The following is a 14,946-nucleotide window of genomic DNA, read 5'->3' as shown; positions in this document are numbered from 1 at the left end:
CGATTTTCCCGAAGGGAACTGCCGTGTTGAACCGTTATCCTTTGTGGAAGTATCTGATGCTGATCGCTGCGATCCTCATCGGTCTGCTTTATGCACTTCCCAACCTTTATGGTGAGGATCCGGCTGTACAAATCACTGGCGCGCGAGGTATCGCCGCCAGTGAAAAAACGCTGGACCAAGTCCGTAATGTTTTAGATAAAGATCATATTCAGAGTAAGTCCATTGCGCTGGAAAATGGCGCAATCCTTGCTCGTTTCAATAGTACTGATGTTCAGCTCCGCGCCCGTGAAGCACTGGTTTCGGCTTTGGGCGAACAATATGTCGTGGCATTAAACCTTGCGCCTGCGACACCTGTCTGGTTAAGTAAAATCGGTGCAGAGCCGATGAAACTGGGGCTGGATTTGCGTGGTGGGGTTCACTTCCTGATGGAAGTCGATATGGACACCGCCCTGAGCAAGCTTCAGGAACAGAATATTGATAGCCTGCGTACCGAACTGCGTGAACAGGGCATTGCTTATTCCACTATCCGCAAGGCAGAAAATTACGGTGTAGAAATCCGTTTCCGTGATAATGATGCCCGCTCTAAAGCAGAAGACTACCTCGAACCTCGTCACCGTGACCTTGTATTCTCTACTGGTAATAACAGTACGCTGAAAGCGGTTATGACGGATGAGCGTCTGCGCGAAGCCCGCTCTTATGCCGTTCAGCAGAACATCACAATCCTGCGTAATCGTGTTAACCAGTTAGGCGTTGCTGAGCCTCTGGTACAGCGTCAGGGTGCGGATCGTATTGTTGTTGAATTACCGGGTATTCAGGATACCGCCCGCGCGAAAGAAATTCTTGGTGCAACGGCAACACTGGAATTCCGTCTGGTAAACACCAATGTTGATCAGAGTGCCATTGTATCGGGCCGTATTCCGGGCGATTCAGAGCTGAAATATACCCGCGATGGCAATCCTGTTGTGCTGTATAAGCGCGTGATTCTGACCGGTGACCATATCACCGATTCAACCTCGAGCACTGATGAGAACGGTTATCCGCAGGTCAATATCTCACTGGATAGTGCCGGTGGTACTGCAATGTCTAACTTCACCAAAGATAACTTACAGAAGCCGATGGCTACCCTGTTTGTGGAGTATAAAGACAGCGGTAAGAAAGATGCTAACGGTCGTGCGCTCTTGGCTAAACATGAAGAAGTCATCAACGTTGCGACTATTCAGTCTCGTCTGGGTAATAGTTTCCGTATTACAGGGATTAGTAACCCGAACGAAGCTCGTCAGCTATCGTTATTGTTGCGTGCCGGTGCTCTGATTGCACCCATTCAGATTGTTGAAGAGCGTACAATCGGGCCAACTCTTGGTTTGCAGAACATCGAACAGGGGCTTGAAGCCTGTCTGTGGGGGCTGATTTCCTCCGTACTGTTCATGGTGGTTTACTACCGTAAATTCGGTCTGATCGCGAGTAGCGCACTGTTGGCGAACCTGGTACTGGTTGTTGGTATCATGTCTCTGCTGCCGGGGGCGACACTCACGATGCCGGGTATTGCGGGGATCGTACTGACTCTGGCCGTTGCCGTCGATGCGAACGTTTTGATAAACGAGCGTATTAAAGAAGAGCTGCGCAACGGGCGTACTGTCCAGCAGGCGATACATGAAGGTTATAAAGGTGCGTTTTCCAGTATTATTGACGCCAACCTGACGACGCTGATTACCGCTGTGATCTTGTATGCTGTGGGAACAGGCTCCATCAAGGGCTTTGCAATCACAACCAGTATCGGTGTCGCGACGTCAATGTTCACTGCCATTGTAGGAACACGTGCAATCGTGAACTTGCTGTATGGTGGTAAGCGCATCAATAAGCTGTCAATTTAAGGAGCACGTTGTGGCACAGGATTATACTGTTGAACAATTAAACTATGGGCGTAAAGTCATTGACTTTATGCGCTGGGACAACGTTGCTTTTACTATCTCATTGCTGCTGTTGGTTGCTTCCATCGCTATGATGGCAACGCGTGGGTTTAACTGGGGGCTTGATTTTACCGGCGGTACGGTAATTGAGATAAACCTGAGCAAACCCGCAGATCTGGACAAGATGCGTGAGAGTCTGGCGAAAAATGGTTTTGCTGATCCACTTCTGCAAAACTTCGGCAGCAGCCGTGATGTGATGGTTCGTATGCCTCCGGCAACAGGTAACGCGGGTCAGGAGCTGGGTAATAAAATCATCTCGGTCATTAACGCGGATATAGATAAAGACGCAGTTGTTAAACGAGTTGAATTTGTAGGCCCAAGTGTGGGAAGCGAATTAGCCCAGACTGGGGCAATGGCTCTGTTGGTGGCGCTAATCTGTATCCTGATTTATGTCGGATTCCGTTTCGAATGGCGTCTGGCGCTAGGTGCTGTTATCGCACTGGCGCATGACGTTATCATTACATTGGGCGTATTGTCGTTATTCCACATTGAAATTGACCTGACCATCGTCGCATCGTTGATGTCTGTTATCGGTTATTCACTGAATGACAGTATTGTGGTTTCGGATCGTATTCGTGAGAACTTCCGTAAGATACGTCGTGGTACGTCGTATGAAATTACGAATGTTTCTCTGACTCAAACCCTGAGCCGTACGATCATGACTTCTGCAACAACATTGCTGGTAGTGGTAATGCTTTATATCTTCGGTGGCGAAATGCTGAAAGGCTTCTCACTGGCGATGTTAATCGGGGTTTCCATTGGTACGGCATCTTCCATTTATGTTGCTTCTGCATTGGCGTTAAAACTGGGCATGAAGCGTGAGCATATGATTGTGCAGAAAGTAGAGAAAGAAGGGGCAGATCAGCCTTCCATTCTTCCTTAATTATGTTTCTGTATGTAATTGCATAGCTTTTAATAACATAAACCGTCTAATTTAAACACCCTGTGAGTGCTCACTTACAGGGTGTTTTTCATTATCACTTCAGGGTAAACTGTCTTCCTGTTCGGTTAACTGTCAGGAAACAATATGCATTGCCCATTTTGCGCAGCCGTTGATACAAAAGTTATTGATTCCCGTCTGGTAGGGGATGGCTCACAAGTGCGCCGCCGCCGTCAGTGTCTCGAATGTCATGAACGATTCACCACGTTTGAAATTGCAGAACTGGTCATGCCCAGAGTGATTAAAAGTGATGATGTTCGGGAGCCTTTCGACGAAGAAAAATTGCGTCGTGGTATGCAGAAAGCACTGGAAAAGCGCCCTGTCAGCTCCGATGATGTGGAAACAGCAATTAGCCACATTAAATCTCAGGTTAGAGCAACGGGAGAACGTGAAATCCCCTCTAAAATGATTGGAAATTTTGTGATGGATGCACTGAAAAAGCTCGATAAAGTAGCTTATATCCGTTTTGCATCTGTCTACCGTAGTTTTGAAGATATCCGGGAATTTGGCGAAGAGATCGCCAGACTACAAGACTAGAGGCTGCTATATGACTCTTGATGAAACATATATGTCCCGTGCGCTGGAATTGGCGTATCAGGGGCGTTTTACCACATCCCCGAATCCGAATGTAGGTTGTGTGATCGTTAAAGATGATCAGATTGTCGGGGAAGGTTTTCATTTACGTGCGGGTGAGCCCCATGCCGAAGTCCATGCGCTTCGTATGGCCGGTGAAAAAGCAAAAGGTGCAACCGCTTATGTGACTCTTGAGCCATGCAGCCACCACGGTAAAACCCCTCCTTGTTCTGATGCTCTGATTGCAGCAGGTATCAGCCGCGTTGTAGTGGCAATGCAGGATCCGAATCCACAGGTAGCGGGACGCGGTTTATATAAATTGCAGCAGGCAGGTATTGCGGTTGAACATGGCTTGATGATGGAACAGGCCGAAATGCTGAATAAAGGATTCCTCAAGCGTATGCGCACTGGGTTTCCTTATCTGCAATTGAAGCTGGGAGCATCACTGGATGGGCGTACCGCACTGGCGTCGGGTGAAAGTAAGTGGATCACTTCACCAGCCGCCCGGCAGGATGTACAGAAACTGAGAGCACAATGCAGTGCAATCCTGAGTACCAGTGCAACGGTACTGGCAGACGATCCGTCACTGACAGTCCGCTGGAATGAACTGGACGCAGAAACACAGGCCGTCTATCCGCAGGAATCTTTGCGTCAGCCTGTTCGTATCATTGTCGATAGTAAAAATCGAGTCACTCCGCAGCATCAGGTAGTTCAGCAAACCGGTCAATGTTGGTTAGCACACACTGACTTAGATGGTTCAGATAGAGCAGATAGTGCTGATAAAAATGAACAGCAATGGCCCGATAATATAGAAAAAATATTACTGCCGGTACACGGTACAGGTGTTGATTTAGTGCTGTTGATGATGCAGCTTGGTAAACGTCAGGTAAACTCTGTCTGGGCGGAATGTGGTCCAACGCTGGCTGGTGCATTACTGTCTCTGGGGCTGGTGGATGAGCTTATCCTCTATATTGCTCCCAAGGTATTAGGAAATAGTGCCCGTGGGCTGTTCGCCATCCCTGAACTGCAAAAGTTATCGGATGCGCCTGAATTCACGCTGATAGATGTCCAACAGATTGGGCCTGATGTCCGTCTTCGTTTAAAACCGCTCTGATTTAAGTTTGAACATAAATCAAGACGCAGAGAAAAAGAATGTGATAAGATCCGCGCCCCTGCGGATATGAATAAGATATAAGGAAGGCTATGAACGTAATCAAAGGTGTTGTTGCAGCTCCTGAAGCCCGCATCGCTATTGCGATCGCCCGCTTTAACAACTTCATTAATGACAGCCTGTTGGAAGGGGCCGTGGATGCGCTGGAACGCATCGGTCAGGTTTCTTCGGACAATATCACCGTAGTATGGGTTCCGGGGGCTTATGAATTGCCGTTGACCGTTAAGGCACTGGCTGAGTCCAAAAAATATGATGCGGTGATCGCTTTGGGTACTGTTATCCGTGGCGGTACGGCCCACTTTGAATATGTTGCCGGCGAGTGTAGCTCTGGCCTGTCTAGCGTGGCAATGTCCAGCAATATTCCTGTCACATTTGGTGTGCTGACAACCGAAAATATTGAACAGGCAATTGAACGCGCGGGTACTAAAGCGGGTAATAAGGGCGCAGAAGCTGCCTTGACCGCATTGGAAATGATCAATGTAATTAAAGCCATTAAGGCTTAAGTTTTAGTTTTAATTAAGGGGAATTTTGTGAAACCTGCTGCTCGTCGTCGTGCTCGTGAGTGTGCTGTTCAGGCAATTTATTCATGGCAATTATCTAAAAACAGCATCGCGGATGTTGAATTGCAGTTTCTGTCAGAGCAGGACGTAAACGGTGTTGATGTCACCTATTTCCGTGAATTGCTGTCCGGGGTAGCGGTCAATGCGACAAAATTGGATGCCTTGATGGCTCCTTATCTTTCCCGCCAGCTCGAAGAGTTGGGTCAGGTGGAAAAGGCTATCTTGCGCGTTGCGATGTTTGAACTAAGCTTTCGTGATGATGTCCCCTACAAAGTGGCTATCAATGAAGGTATCGAACTGGCGAAAACCTTCGGTGCTGAAGACAGCCATAAATTCGTGAACGGGGTATTGGACAAAGCTGGCCCGGTAGCACGTAGAAAAAAGTGATTGCCTGCCAATAGCCCCTATTATAACTCGATGATTTTAAACATGAGGCCGGTTTCCCGGCCTCATGTTCTTATCGTCAGTCACTTTTTGGAATTCTATTATGGCATGTGGTGAATTTGACCTCATTGCACGTTATTTCAATCGCCATGTTATCCGCCGACGTGATGTGAATCTAGGGATTGGTGATGATTGTGCGCTGATGACCGTTGCAGAAAAACAAGAACTGGCAGTGACAACAGATACATTAGTTTCTGGTGTTCATTTTCTGCCTGATATTGCTCCAGAAGATTTGGCGTATAAAGCACTGGCTGTCAATATCAGTGATTTAGCTGCTGTAGGGGCAGACCCCGCCTGGGCATCATTGGCCTTAACCTTGCCTTCTGTGGATGAGGAGTGGTTAAAGCGGTTTAGTGATAGTCTGTTTGAACAACTGAACTATTACGGAATGCAGTTAATTGGCGGAGACACAACCAAAGGCCCGATGAGTCTTACGTTGACTGTACATGGTCTGGTTCCCGCTGGTAGAGCATTACGTCGTACAGGTGCTAAAAACGGTGATTGGATTTATGTCACCGGAACGTTGGGCGATAGTGCGGCAGGGCTGGCTTTGTTGCAGGATCGTCTGAAAATCGAAGAAATATCGATCCACAACTGGTTGGTTAAACGCCATCTTCGTCCACAACCGCGAGTCTTGCAAGGGCAGGCACTGCGTGATTTAGCCTCATCAGCGATTGATCTGTCTGATGGGCTGATTTCTGATTTGAATCATATCCTGACCGCCAGCCAGTGTGGCGCACGTATTAATCTTGATGCTCTGCCTTTTTCTGAAGCAGTGCAGAAATATGCAACGCCAGAACAGGCCTTAAACTGGGCTTTGAGTGGTGGCGAAGATTATGAATTGTGCTTTACTGTACCGGAACTGAATCGTGGTGCATTAAATATGGCATTAGCACATACAGGCGCCAGTTTTTGTTGTATTGGGCAAATCAGGCCAGAATCAGAAGGCATCCGTTACTTTAACAATAACGAAGAAGTTGAGCTGGATCTGAAAGGGTTTGACCATTTCAGAACTGACAAAAAACCGCAGGAAGCTCACTATCCATCAGCACATGCAGAGGATGACCAGACGGAGGGAACGCATGGATGACGCAAAACGCCACCTGAAAATGAGCAACCCGTGGCATTTGCTGGCTACCGGATTCGGTAGCGGATTATCGCCGATAATGCCGGGCACAATGGGTTCCGTGGCGGCTATTCCATTCTGGTTACTGTTGGTACAGTTACCGCAATGGGGGATCTGGCTGGCTATTCTGTTGGGTACAATAATCGGTTGTGTGATTTGTCAGAAAGCAGCCGATGCCATGAAAGTAGATGATCCGGGCTGTGTGGTTTGGGATGAGTTTATCGGAATGTGGATTACCTTAATGGCGATCCCTGTTCTCAACTGGCAATGGGTTTTAGTCGCTTTTGTGGTATTCCGTATTTTTGATATGTGGAAACCTTGGCCAATCCGCTGGTTTGACCGCTACGTTAAAGGCGGGGTTGGTATCATGCTGGATGATATTATCGCTGCAATTTTTGCGGTAATTGTTATTTGGCTGTTTAATTTTTACCAGTTGTTACCTTTCTGAATCTCTTACTATTACCTGCATCACTGACTGATTAGCCACTGTTTACAGTGGCTAATTTATTTCTATACCTGTTGAATTTCAAATTACCATTTTTTTGTTGATTTCATTCATTCACTCTAATTGCTTTATATAGAGAGAGTTATTTATTTTAATTTTTATTTGTTCCTATTCTATTATGCAATAGCTTTAAGCTTATATAATTTATTTTTCTTTTTTATATGAATAAGGTTTAAGAAATTACCTTTAAAAAATAAAATTATATTATAAAAAATAATAACGGGATAAATTAAGCATCCGTTGACTTGAAGAAGCATAGGAGTATTATTTTTTTGTTCTAACCCAAATTATTATAATGTAGTTTAGTTTTATTATTACTTTCCATTGGTAATGGTTTGTAAAGGGATTTGTCGAGCTTAAAATCTGGTTTGTGTGACTTTTATCCGCAGCAAGTCAATATAATCATTCGTATAGGAGTTGATTATTTATGAAGTGGTATGTTACTGAATCATTAGAAATACATAATAAAGTTACCCCCGAAAAAGACATTAATATTGGAGCTGGGTTTGGTCCAACAGGAATTCCACATATAGGGACTCTTTGTGAAATTATCCGGACTGGTTTAGTTAAAAAGGAACTAACTAATTTAGGAAGGAAAAATAATTTTTACCTTATTTCAGATGATTTGGACCCATTTAGAAAGATACCGTCTAATATACCTAATCCAGAAAAATTGAAGGGCTATCTGGGGCTGCCGGTAAACAAAGTTCCAGATCCATTCGGGGTTTTCTCATCATTCTCAGAAATGGCAGAAACTCGATTGTTAGAGCTTGCTAAAGAATATGGTATAGACTGTAATATCATAAAAAATTCGCTGGCTTATAAAAATGGTGATTATAATGATTCAATTAAGTTATTTCTAAAAAACTTTACAGCTATAAATCAAATATGCAAAGAATCTACCGGATTTTTGAGGCAGCGAACATATAATATAATAATGCCTATTTCCGAAATGACCGGGAAAGTACTTGAGCATATCATCATAACAAATGTAGATCCTGATAGAGGTGAGATAAGTTATTATATACCATCAGATGAAATTGTGAATAAACCCGGGTATGAATATGGTGTAGAACTTCAGGAGCTTTATCAGGGTGAATTATTTGATCAGGAACAAACAACTTCAGTATTAAACGGAAAATCTAAACTCCAATGGAAAGCTGATTGGAGTATGCGATTACTGCATAGAAACATCCACTTTGAAATGCATGGAGAAGATCTGATAGATTCAGCTACAGTTGTTCGTCAGATTTTCAGTGTATTAAATCGACCTAGCCCTCGTCTTTACAAATATGGATTATTTCTTGATTCTTCCGGGAAAAAAATATCTAAGTCAAAAGGAAATGGTTTTTCTCTGCAAGATGCCAAAAGTCTTCTGACACGAGAAGCTATCCAAGTTTTTTTATCAAAAGACCCTAAAAAATCGACTAAATTTTATATAGAACAATCCCCCAGATTAAATGATCAAGTCAATGTTTTGAAAAAAAACAAAAAGCGCCTCTCTTTTATTAAGATGACCAGAATATTAAAAGCATCAAATCCTATAACTCTTCTCTCAGCAAAGAAATTTCTTGATTTACACCTAATCGATGGGGAGGCGATATCAGAAGAGGAATTAACTATAAGTTATAATTATTATTTGAAAGCCAATAAAAATCGTTATGCTGGTTTAGCAACAGATAAAGAAAGACAGTACTTTTCTATTATTACAAGCTTAATTAAAAAAGAAATATCTTTTAATAAAGAAGGGTTGTTCAAATTGATATTTGATACCTATGAAAACATCTTTCCAGAAAAAGATAGCTCGCAAATATGGAATTTACTGTATAGAGGGCTGTTTGGTCATATCTGTGGCCCTAGAATTAAAACATGGATAGAGTTAAATGATGGGAAAGATATTATTGACTGCTTTAGTAACCCATATATACAGAAAAAAGAAAATAACTCACAAGAAAATGTTGATATTAAAATAAACCCATCAAATTCATCCATAGTGATAAATATAGATAAAAGTGAAGAATTACATATGGCAAAGTTATTCGGTAAAATTAACTTTAATCAAGTGAAGGAAAAGTGTAGTATCCTATCCCGTGAATTAAAAAAACAAAGTAGTTCTTTGATAGAGGCCCTATCTGAATATCAATGCAAAGTTGTCACTGAAGACGAGATTTCCCGTTCAGTCGATATTCTAGAAAATATTGGGGAAAATGAAGCATATTTTCAGGAAAAAATTTATGGCATTACATCATTTTTACCATTGAATCAGCCAATTTACGCATCTGTATGTTTCGGTTTCATACCTTCTCTTATGGCTGAAAATGTTTGTATACGCCCACCTACAGCAATGCATTATCATTACAAAAAGTTTGAAAATGTTATTGATATGTCGAAGATATCTGAATCCTTTTCAGTTTCTTATGAAGAAAAAGAATTATTTTTAAGTCAAAGAGTGAAAATAACAGATGCTGTTATCTTTACCGGTACGCCAGAAAATGCAATTAAGGTCAGAAAACATTTCAGAAAAAATACGCTTTTTATATTGAATGGTGCAGGGCATAACCCTCTTGTTATATCAAAAGATGCGGATATAGATTTAGCTATCGAAAGTACTAAACGGGTTGTGCTTTACAATCAAGGTCAAGATTGTGCTGGCCCTAACTCTATACTAGTCCATAGCGATATATATGATTTGTTCAGGGATAAATTAATATTAAGATTAAAAGAAATAGAAGGGAAGGTAGGTTCTTATTCTGACTACAATAATATTGTAGGTCCTAACAGTGATGTTGATCATAGTATAAAAATAGCATCGCTATTTAAACTTAATAGAAATTATTGTACCTATGGTGGGGAAATAAACCCTATAGATGGCATGATAAAGCCGACAGTATTTGAAAAGCCTCTCGTTTTAGGTGGCAATTACAAAGAGTTTTTTGCCCCTGTTTTCTTTTTGCAAAGATATCAGGGAGATCAAGAGCTGACAGATTATTTCTCTCATTCAAACTATTCTGCTAATGCGATGTATATTTCTTTATTTGGTACAAGTGATTATATTAGTCATCAATTAAATAAAAGGTTACACTTACCGGACAGTATCCTGCTTAATACTGATTTACATTTAGAGGAACATGGTTATCTCCCATATGGTGGACAGGGACCCGCAGCATCATGCCTTTGGCATGATGGTAAAAGAATTAATGGAAGCACATTACCACAAAGAGATATATACCAATATCTAGTTGAACCATACAAAGGGTAAAAAGATAAAAATGACGGCCAGCTTTAATAAATCATATATGGTTTCCATCATATTGGGGGCATCGCTCGTAGGATTAGCGATGGGATATACATTACCAATGGTCAGTTTAAAGCTGGCAGAGCAAAATCGTGCTTCAACAATAATGGGTATAATGTCAGCATTACCAGCGCTAGGAATGCTGACTTCTTCCATAATTGTTCCAATACTTACGCGTTTATTTAACTTAAATAAATTATTGATTTTTAGTTTATTGTTACTAGCTGTTTCTACTTTTTTTTCTACTTATGTAACTCAGGTATATTACCTTACTATTCCCCGATTTCTGATGGGGTTTGCTTGTGGTGTCATTGTGGTTATAGGGGAATCTTGGATTAGCGATAATACTAGTGGTAAATACAAAGGGACATTTATGGGGCTATACACATCTGTATTCACTGGGTGTCAACTTCTTGGACCATTGTTAATTTCTATTTTTGGTATTGTCTCTCTAATTCCTGCCATTTTATTGAGCATATTTTCTATTCTTTGCCTTGTTCTTATAGCAAGAAACCCCTCATCACAACTATCGCAACAAACAGAAAAAAATGAAAAAATAAAAAGTTCTTTCTTACCACTGTTCATATCGGCATCCAGCCTTATGATTGGTGTTTTTTGTTTTTCCTTTTTTGATTCAGCAGCATTATCTATGTTTCCGCTATATGGTTTATCATTGGGAATACCCGAAAATATCACCATTACCTTGATAACAATAATTTTTTTAGGCGATGCCATCTTCCAGATGCCTATCGGCTGGCTGGCAGATAAAACTAATCATCAGAGAATGCACATTATTTGTGGGGTAGTTTTTATCCTTACCCTATTGGTATTACCATTTAGTATAAACTCTATGTTTTTATGGGTTAATATCATTATTATGGGGGCATTCGGAGGTGGGATTTATACTTTATCCTTGGTGAGAGCGGGGAAAAAATATTCAGGTCAGACATTGATTACCATAAACTCTCTATTTGGTATTATTTGGGGTATTGGCAGTCTTATGGGGCCTTTAATAACAGGTGTGGCAATGGATATATTCAATGCAAAAGGATTTACTATTGTATTGATTGCTGTTGGGCTCGTATTCGTATTTTCATATTTGCTTCCTAACAAATCTGTACACAATAAATCTTAATCTTTTTTATGGCGGCAGAGTTAGCGTTGCCGCCAATAAAACGTAAATTTGAATTCAGAGAGTATGAATCTTGGGTCATACCTGCGTAGTAAGTTTAATGTGTCGCCCCACCCGCTACAACGATATCTGATTTATTTTCCCAGGCGACTTTAATAGCTGTTTTTAATGCTGACGTTATTATTTCTAAAGACATGCTGGGCATATTTGTATATTCAGTGGCTTGCTCTGGCAAATAAGGAACATGGATAAACCCTCCACGTGCGGCAGGGTATTTTTGTGTAAGGTAATGTAATAAGCCATACATTACATGGTTACAGACAAACGTACCGGCTGTTTGGGAAACAGTAGCAGGGATACCAGACATATTTAACGCCCTGACCATCGCCTTGATAGGTAAACTGGAAAAATACGCGGCAGGACCACCGACAATAATAGGTGTATCAACCGGCTGATTACCTGCATTATCGGCAATTCTTGCATCGTTAATATTAATGGCAATCCTTTCGACTGTAATATCAGGCCGGCCTCCCGCTAATCCAACGGAAATTACCAATTCCGGCTGATAATTATCGATCATGGTATAAAGCTGCGCCAGTGATGTATCAAAGATACAGGGAAGCTGATGAACTTCAATGTTTGCATCAGCAACTCGGCTGCCTTGTAGTCGCTTAATCGCTTCCCATGAAGGGTTGGTGGTATCGCCTCCAAAAGGCTCAAAGGCAGTCACTAAAATTGTTTTCATAGCTGTTTCCTGTCATTTGTTGTCAGAACATCAGAAAATAGAGTAAAAACACATTAGCAATCAGCAAAGTACATCCCGTAGGGATCTGTGCCTTGATGACAGCATTTCGATCAGGTAGCTCTAATAGCGCTGCGGGAACAAGATTAAAATTTGCTGCCATGGGTGTCATCAATGTACCGCAGTAACCAGAAAACATGCCGATTGCTGCCATTACAGCCGGATTACCACCATGTTGAAGTACAAGAATAGGGATCCCAATTCCGGCTGTTACGATAGGGAAGGCGGCAAAAGCATTTCCCATAATCATGGTCAAGAGTGCCATGCAAAAGACATAAGCCATGACCGCGATAAACCGATTATCAACTGCCAGATAACTCTCTGTCAGGTAAGAGATAATTGTTCCCACCCCGGCTGCTGTAAACAGTAAACCGAGCGTAGCCAGAATTTGTGGCAGAATGAATACACAGCCTATAGAGTCCAGTAAGCGGCGAGTCTCCTGCATAGGTTGTATAATTTTCTCGCGAGTGATACGGATAGCAATTATCAGTGCGATAAGACAACCGAGAGTGATAGAGAAGAGGGTTGCCAGCGTTGTATGATTGCCTTCGCCAAAAATTGCACGTTCTAATCCGGGAATATGGTTAAACGCAAGAACCCCCACCATAGTGATAACCGGAATAAGTAAGGCGGGTAAAAATAACCGATTACCGAGGCGGGTTGCACTTTCCTGCCGTTGCTCTGGCGTTGGCTGATGATAATTACCTAAACGAACTCCGCCAAATCCAGCCAGTAGTGCCATCACAACCACTAAAATCCCTACTCCGATATGTACGATTCTTGTTGCCAGAACTTCATTATCGAGCCAGAGCTCGGCCAAACGATAGCTCCAGTTTCCTAGCAGAAAAATAAAACCATAAAGCCCCCAGAACAGTCCTGTAGTCAAACGACGGGGATTGGCTTTATCACGCCAGGACATCACCGTCACAATAAGCAAAATAGCGCCTGCCAGATAATAGAGATACTGTAACTGAAACATTATATAGCCTCCTTGCTGGCGTGTTTTTTATGGCTTAGGGAGGCAATTTCTTTGGCAAGTTTGTTATCCAGCCGATATAGCCTAACTGAATGGATGAAGAACGCACAAATCGCCGTCGGAATTCCCCATAGGGCAATATGTAGGGGTTCTGTCTCGATACCTGCGGAGTTCAACATAAAATTGTGCATAAAAATAATGGCGCCGAATGCGACAAAAATATCTTCGCCAAAAAACAATCCGGTATTATCTGTTGCGGCGGACATAGCGCGGATCCGATAGCGGACATTTTTGGGTAAATCACCATATTGATTTTCGGCAGCCCCTTCAGCCATTGGTGCCAATAATGGACGAACCATTTGTGGATGCCCACCCAGGCTGGTTAAACCCAGAGCGGCAGAAATTTCACGTATAAACAGATAGACAATCAATAAACGCCCGGTTGTAGCACTTTTAATATGAGCAATGGCGCGTTGAGCCTGCTCTTTTAAACCATGCCTTTCCAGCAATCCGATGATGACCAAAGGTAATAGAATAGTCAGCGATAGGTTCATTGTATTAAGAAAGCCAGATCCGAGCTTTTCCAGAATATCGAGAAGCGGCATATTGGCCGCTAACCCTGTGACCAGCCCTGCAATTGTTACAACCAGAACAGGATTAAACCTGATAATAAAACCAATGATGATGACTGCAATCCCGATTAGGGGCCAAAAATTGACAGTATGCTGCATATTTTACTTCCCTCTGCATAAATGGAACGTTGTTTTATTGTTGATTTAATTTGTATTCATTGTTGGTTAATTGTTTTTTATTGTTGAACAATAAATATATTGCGTTCAAAGAATGATCAATGTAAATCTGCATTGGGTTGTAAAAATGGAAGGTAGATCACTGATTGGATGGATTTCTTATCGGAGTCATTGGAAGTTAAAAAAGGATTAAACCGATATTTTTAACGCCATTTGTAGCATTATATGGTGTTAACTATCGGTATTGATTCAAGATATTTTTACTGTGATTTGAAACTATAATTCAATTGAACAATTTTTTTGTTGATATTGTTATTTATTGATAATCAAATCAAGATACGACTTCCGGGTTGTAAGAATTTTTCGGGTACGTAAAGATCGAAATTATTCAATCGGCAGTATTCTTCCAATTGTTGAGCAGAGCTGACACCAACTTTTTTATATATTTGTGCAGTATAGTTTTCAACGGTGCGGTAGGAGATATTTAGTATCTTTCCGATCTGTTTGCTAAATAGCTTTTCAAAATGGTAGGCGAATCAAAGAAACTCAGTCCTATTTTTGCGAACTTTTTAATCGCAAAACCAAAAAAACACAAAAAGGAAGGACTGAGTTATGGCCATCGTACCACCAATTCCGCGCAATGAGCGGCGTCAAATGAGAAAAATTGTCCAAAAAACGGCAGATAAAAACTATGCTCGCCGGATTA

The 14,946-nt window shown here is 41.9% G+C and carries 13 protein-coding genes and 1 pseudogene; 10 read left to right on the top strand and 4 right to left on the bottom strand.

The genetic code is table 11. The features are described from left to right. The first annotated feature begins 23 nt into the window (after positions 1-23). The 10 genes from secD (at position 24) to AACS92_RS14570 (ending at position 11,716) form a co-directional block, all read left to right on the top strand. Positions 24-1,871: a protein translocase subunit SecD gene (secD, locus tag AACS92_RS14615; protein WP_099108730.1), complete on the top strand. Its 1,848-nt coding sequence runs from the start codon at positions 24-26 to the stop codon at positions 1,869-1,871. A gap of 10 nt (positions 1,872-1,881) precedes the next feature. Continuing rightward, entirely contained in the window at positions 1,882-2,850 is a 969-nt protein-coding gene (gene secF, locus AACS92_RS14610; protein ID WP_099108729.1) for a protein translocase subunit SecF, read from the top strand. A 144-nt stretch (positions 2,851-2,994) separates the two neighbouring features. Beyond that, on the top strand, positions 2,995-3,444 hold the full coding sequence (nrdR, locus tag AACS92_RS14605; protein WP_099108728.1) for a transcriptional regulator NrdR: 450 nt from the start codon (positions 2,995-2,997) through the stop codon (positions 3,442-3,444). A 10-nt stretch (positions 3,445-3,454) separates the two neighbouring features. Beyond that, a complete protein-coding gene (gene ribD, locus AACS92_RS14600; RefSeq protein WP_099108727.1) occupies positions 3,455-4,594 on the top strand; it encodes a bifunctional diaminohydroxyphosphoribosylaminopyrimidine deaminase/5-amino-6-(5-phosphoribosylamino)uracil reductase RibD in 1,140 nt (379 codons plus the stop codon). 89 nt (positions 4,595-4,683) lie between these two features. Then, positions 4,684-5,154, top strand: a complete 471-nt coding sequence (ribH, locus tag AACS92_RS14595) for a 6,7-dimethyl-8-ribityllumazine synthase (RefSeq protein ID WP_099108726.1) — start codon at positions 4,684-4,686, stop codon at positions 5,152-5,154. Between the two features lie 27 nt (positions 5,155-5,181). Then, positions 5,182-5,598, top strand: a complete 417-nt coding sequence (nusB, locus tag AACS92_RS14590; RefSeq protein ID WP_099108725.1) for a transcription antitermination factor NusB — start codon at positions 5,182-5,184, stop codon at positions 5,596-5,598. A 100-nt stretch (positions 5,599-5,698) separates the two neighbouring features. Next, positions 5,699-6,745, top strand: coding sequence for a thiamine-phosphate kinase (gene thiL, locus AACS92_RS14585; protein ID WP_099108724.1), 1,047 nt, complete (start codon positions 5,699-5,701; stop codon positions 6,743-6,745). Further along, positions 6,738-7,229: a phosphatidylglycerophosphatase A gene (gene pgpA / locus AACS92_RS14580; protein WP_099108723.1), complete on the top strand. Its 492-nt coding sequence runs from the start codon at positions 6,738-6,740 to the stop codon at positions 7,227-7,229. Before thiL ends, pgpA begins: the two co-directional genes overlap by 8 nt. 484 nt (positions 7,230-7,713) lie before the next feature. Further along, entirely contained in the window at positions 7,714-10,545 is a 2,832-nt protein-coding gene (locus tag AACS92_RS14575) for an aldehyde dehydrogenase family protein (protein WP_099108722.1), read from the top strand. 10 nt (positions 10,546-10,555) lie between these two features. Beyond that, positions 10,556-11,716 carry an MFS transporter gene (locus tag AACS92_RS14570; protein WP_099108721.1) on the top strand — a complete coding sequence of 387 codons (1,161 nt, stop codon included), beginning with the start codon at positions 10,556-10,558 and terminating at the stop codon, positions 11,714-11,716. 94 nt (positions 11,717-11,810) lie between these two features. Here AACS92_RS14570 and pcp read toward each other — a convergent pair whose 3' ends face one another. The 4 genes and pseudogenes from pcp to AACS92_RS14550 all read right to left on the bottom strand — a co-directional run. Further along, the gene (pcp, locus tag AACS92_RS14565) at positions 11,811-12,458 is read right to left on the bottom strand and encodes a pyroglutamyl-peptidase I (RefSeq protein WP_099108720.1); all 648 of its coding nucleotides are present in this window, start codon (positions 12,456-12,458) and stop codon (positions 11,811-11,813) included. Between the two features lie 22 nt (positions 12,459-12,480). Beyond that, the gene (locus tag AACS92_RS14560) at positions 12,481-13,497 is read right to left on the bottom strand and encodes a DUF979 domain-containing protein (RefSeq protein WP_193756869.1); all 1,017 of its coding nucleotides are present in this window, start codon (positions 13,495-13,497) and stop codon (positions 12,481-12,483) included. Then, complete coding sequence (locus AACS92_RS14555; RefSeq protein ID WP_099108718.1) at positions 13,494-14,222, bottom strand: DUF969 domain-containing protein; 729 nt, start codon at positions 14,220-14,222, stop codon at positions 13,494-13,496. The genes AACS92_RS14560 and AACS92_RS14555 overlap by 4 nt, the downstream gene beginning before the upstream one ends. Positions 14,223-14,566: 344 nt before the next feature. Next, positions 14,567-14,758 (bottom strand): annotated as a pseudogene (locus AACS92_RS14550) (helix-turn-helix transcriptional regulator); the annotation flags it as partial. Between the last annotated feature and the right edge of the window lie 188 nt (positions 14,759-14,946).

Origin of the sequence: Xenorhabdus sp. KJ12.1 (genome assembly GCF_963876495.1) — a bacterium.
Classification (GTDB): Bacteria; Pseudomonadota; Gammaproteobacteria; order Enterobacterales; family Enterobacteriaceae; genus Xenorhabdus; species Xenorhabdus stockiae.
The sequence above is the reverse complement of the archived record's forward strand: the minus strand, read 5'-3'. Positions and strand labels throughout refer to the sequence as shown.

What these genes read in the sequence shown, in the direction of transcription:
- thiL (WP_099108724.1), top strand. Translation starts at nt 5,699, where the DNA reads ATGGCATGTGGTGAATTTGACCTCATTGCACGTTATTTCAATCGCCAT.
- ribD (WP_099108727.1), top strand. Translation starts at nt 3,455, where the DNA reads ATGACTCTTGATGAAACATATATGTCCCGTGCGCTGGAATTGGCGTAT.
- AACS92_RS14555 (WP_099108718.1), bottom strand. Translation starts at nt 14,222, where the DNA reads ATGCAGCATACTGTCAATTTTTGGCCCCTAATCGGGATTGCAGTCATC.
- pcp (WP_099108720.1), bottom strand. Translation starts at nt 12,458, where the DNA reads ATGAAAACAATTTTAGTGACTGCCTTTGAGCCTTTTGGAGGCGATACC.
- pgpA (WP_099108723.1), top strand. Translation starts at nt 6,738, where the DNA reads ATGGATGACGCAAAACGCCACCTGAAAATGAGCAACCCGTGGCATTTG.
- AACS92_RS14570 (WP_099108721.1), top strand. Translation starts at nt 10,556, where the DNA reads ATGACGGCCAGCTTTAATAAATCATATATGGTTTCCATCATATTGGGG.
- nrdR (WP_099108728.1), top strand. Translation starts at nt 2,995, where the DNA reads ATGCATTGCCCATTTTGCGCAGCCGTTGATACAAAAGTTATTGATTCC.
- ribH (WP_099108726.1), top strand. Translation starts at nt 4,684, where the DNA reads ATGAACGTAATCAAAGGTGTTGTTGCAGCTCCTGAAGCCCGCATCGCT.
- AACS92_RS14575 (WP_099108722.1), top strand. Translation starts at nt 7,714, where the DNA reads ATGAAGTGGTATGTTACTGAATCATTAGAAATACATAATAAAGTTACC.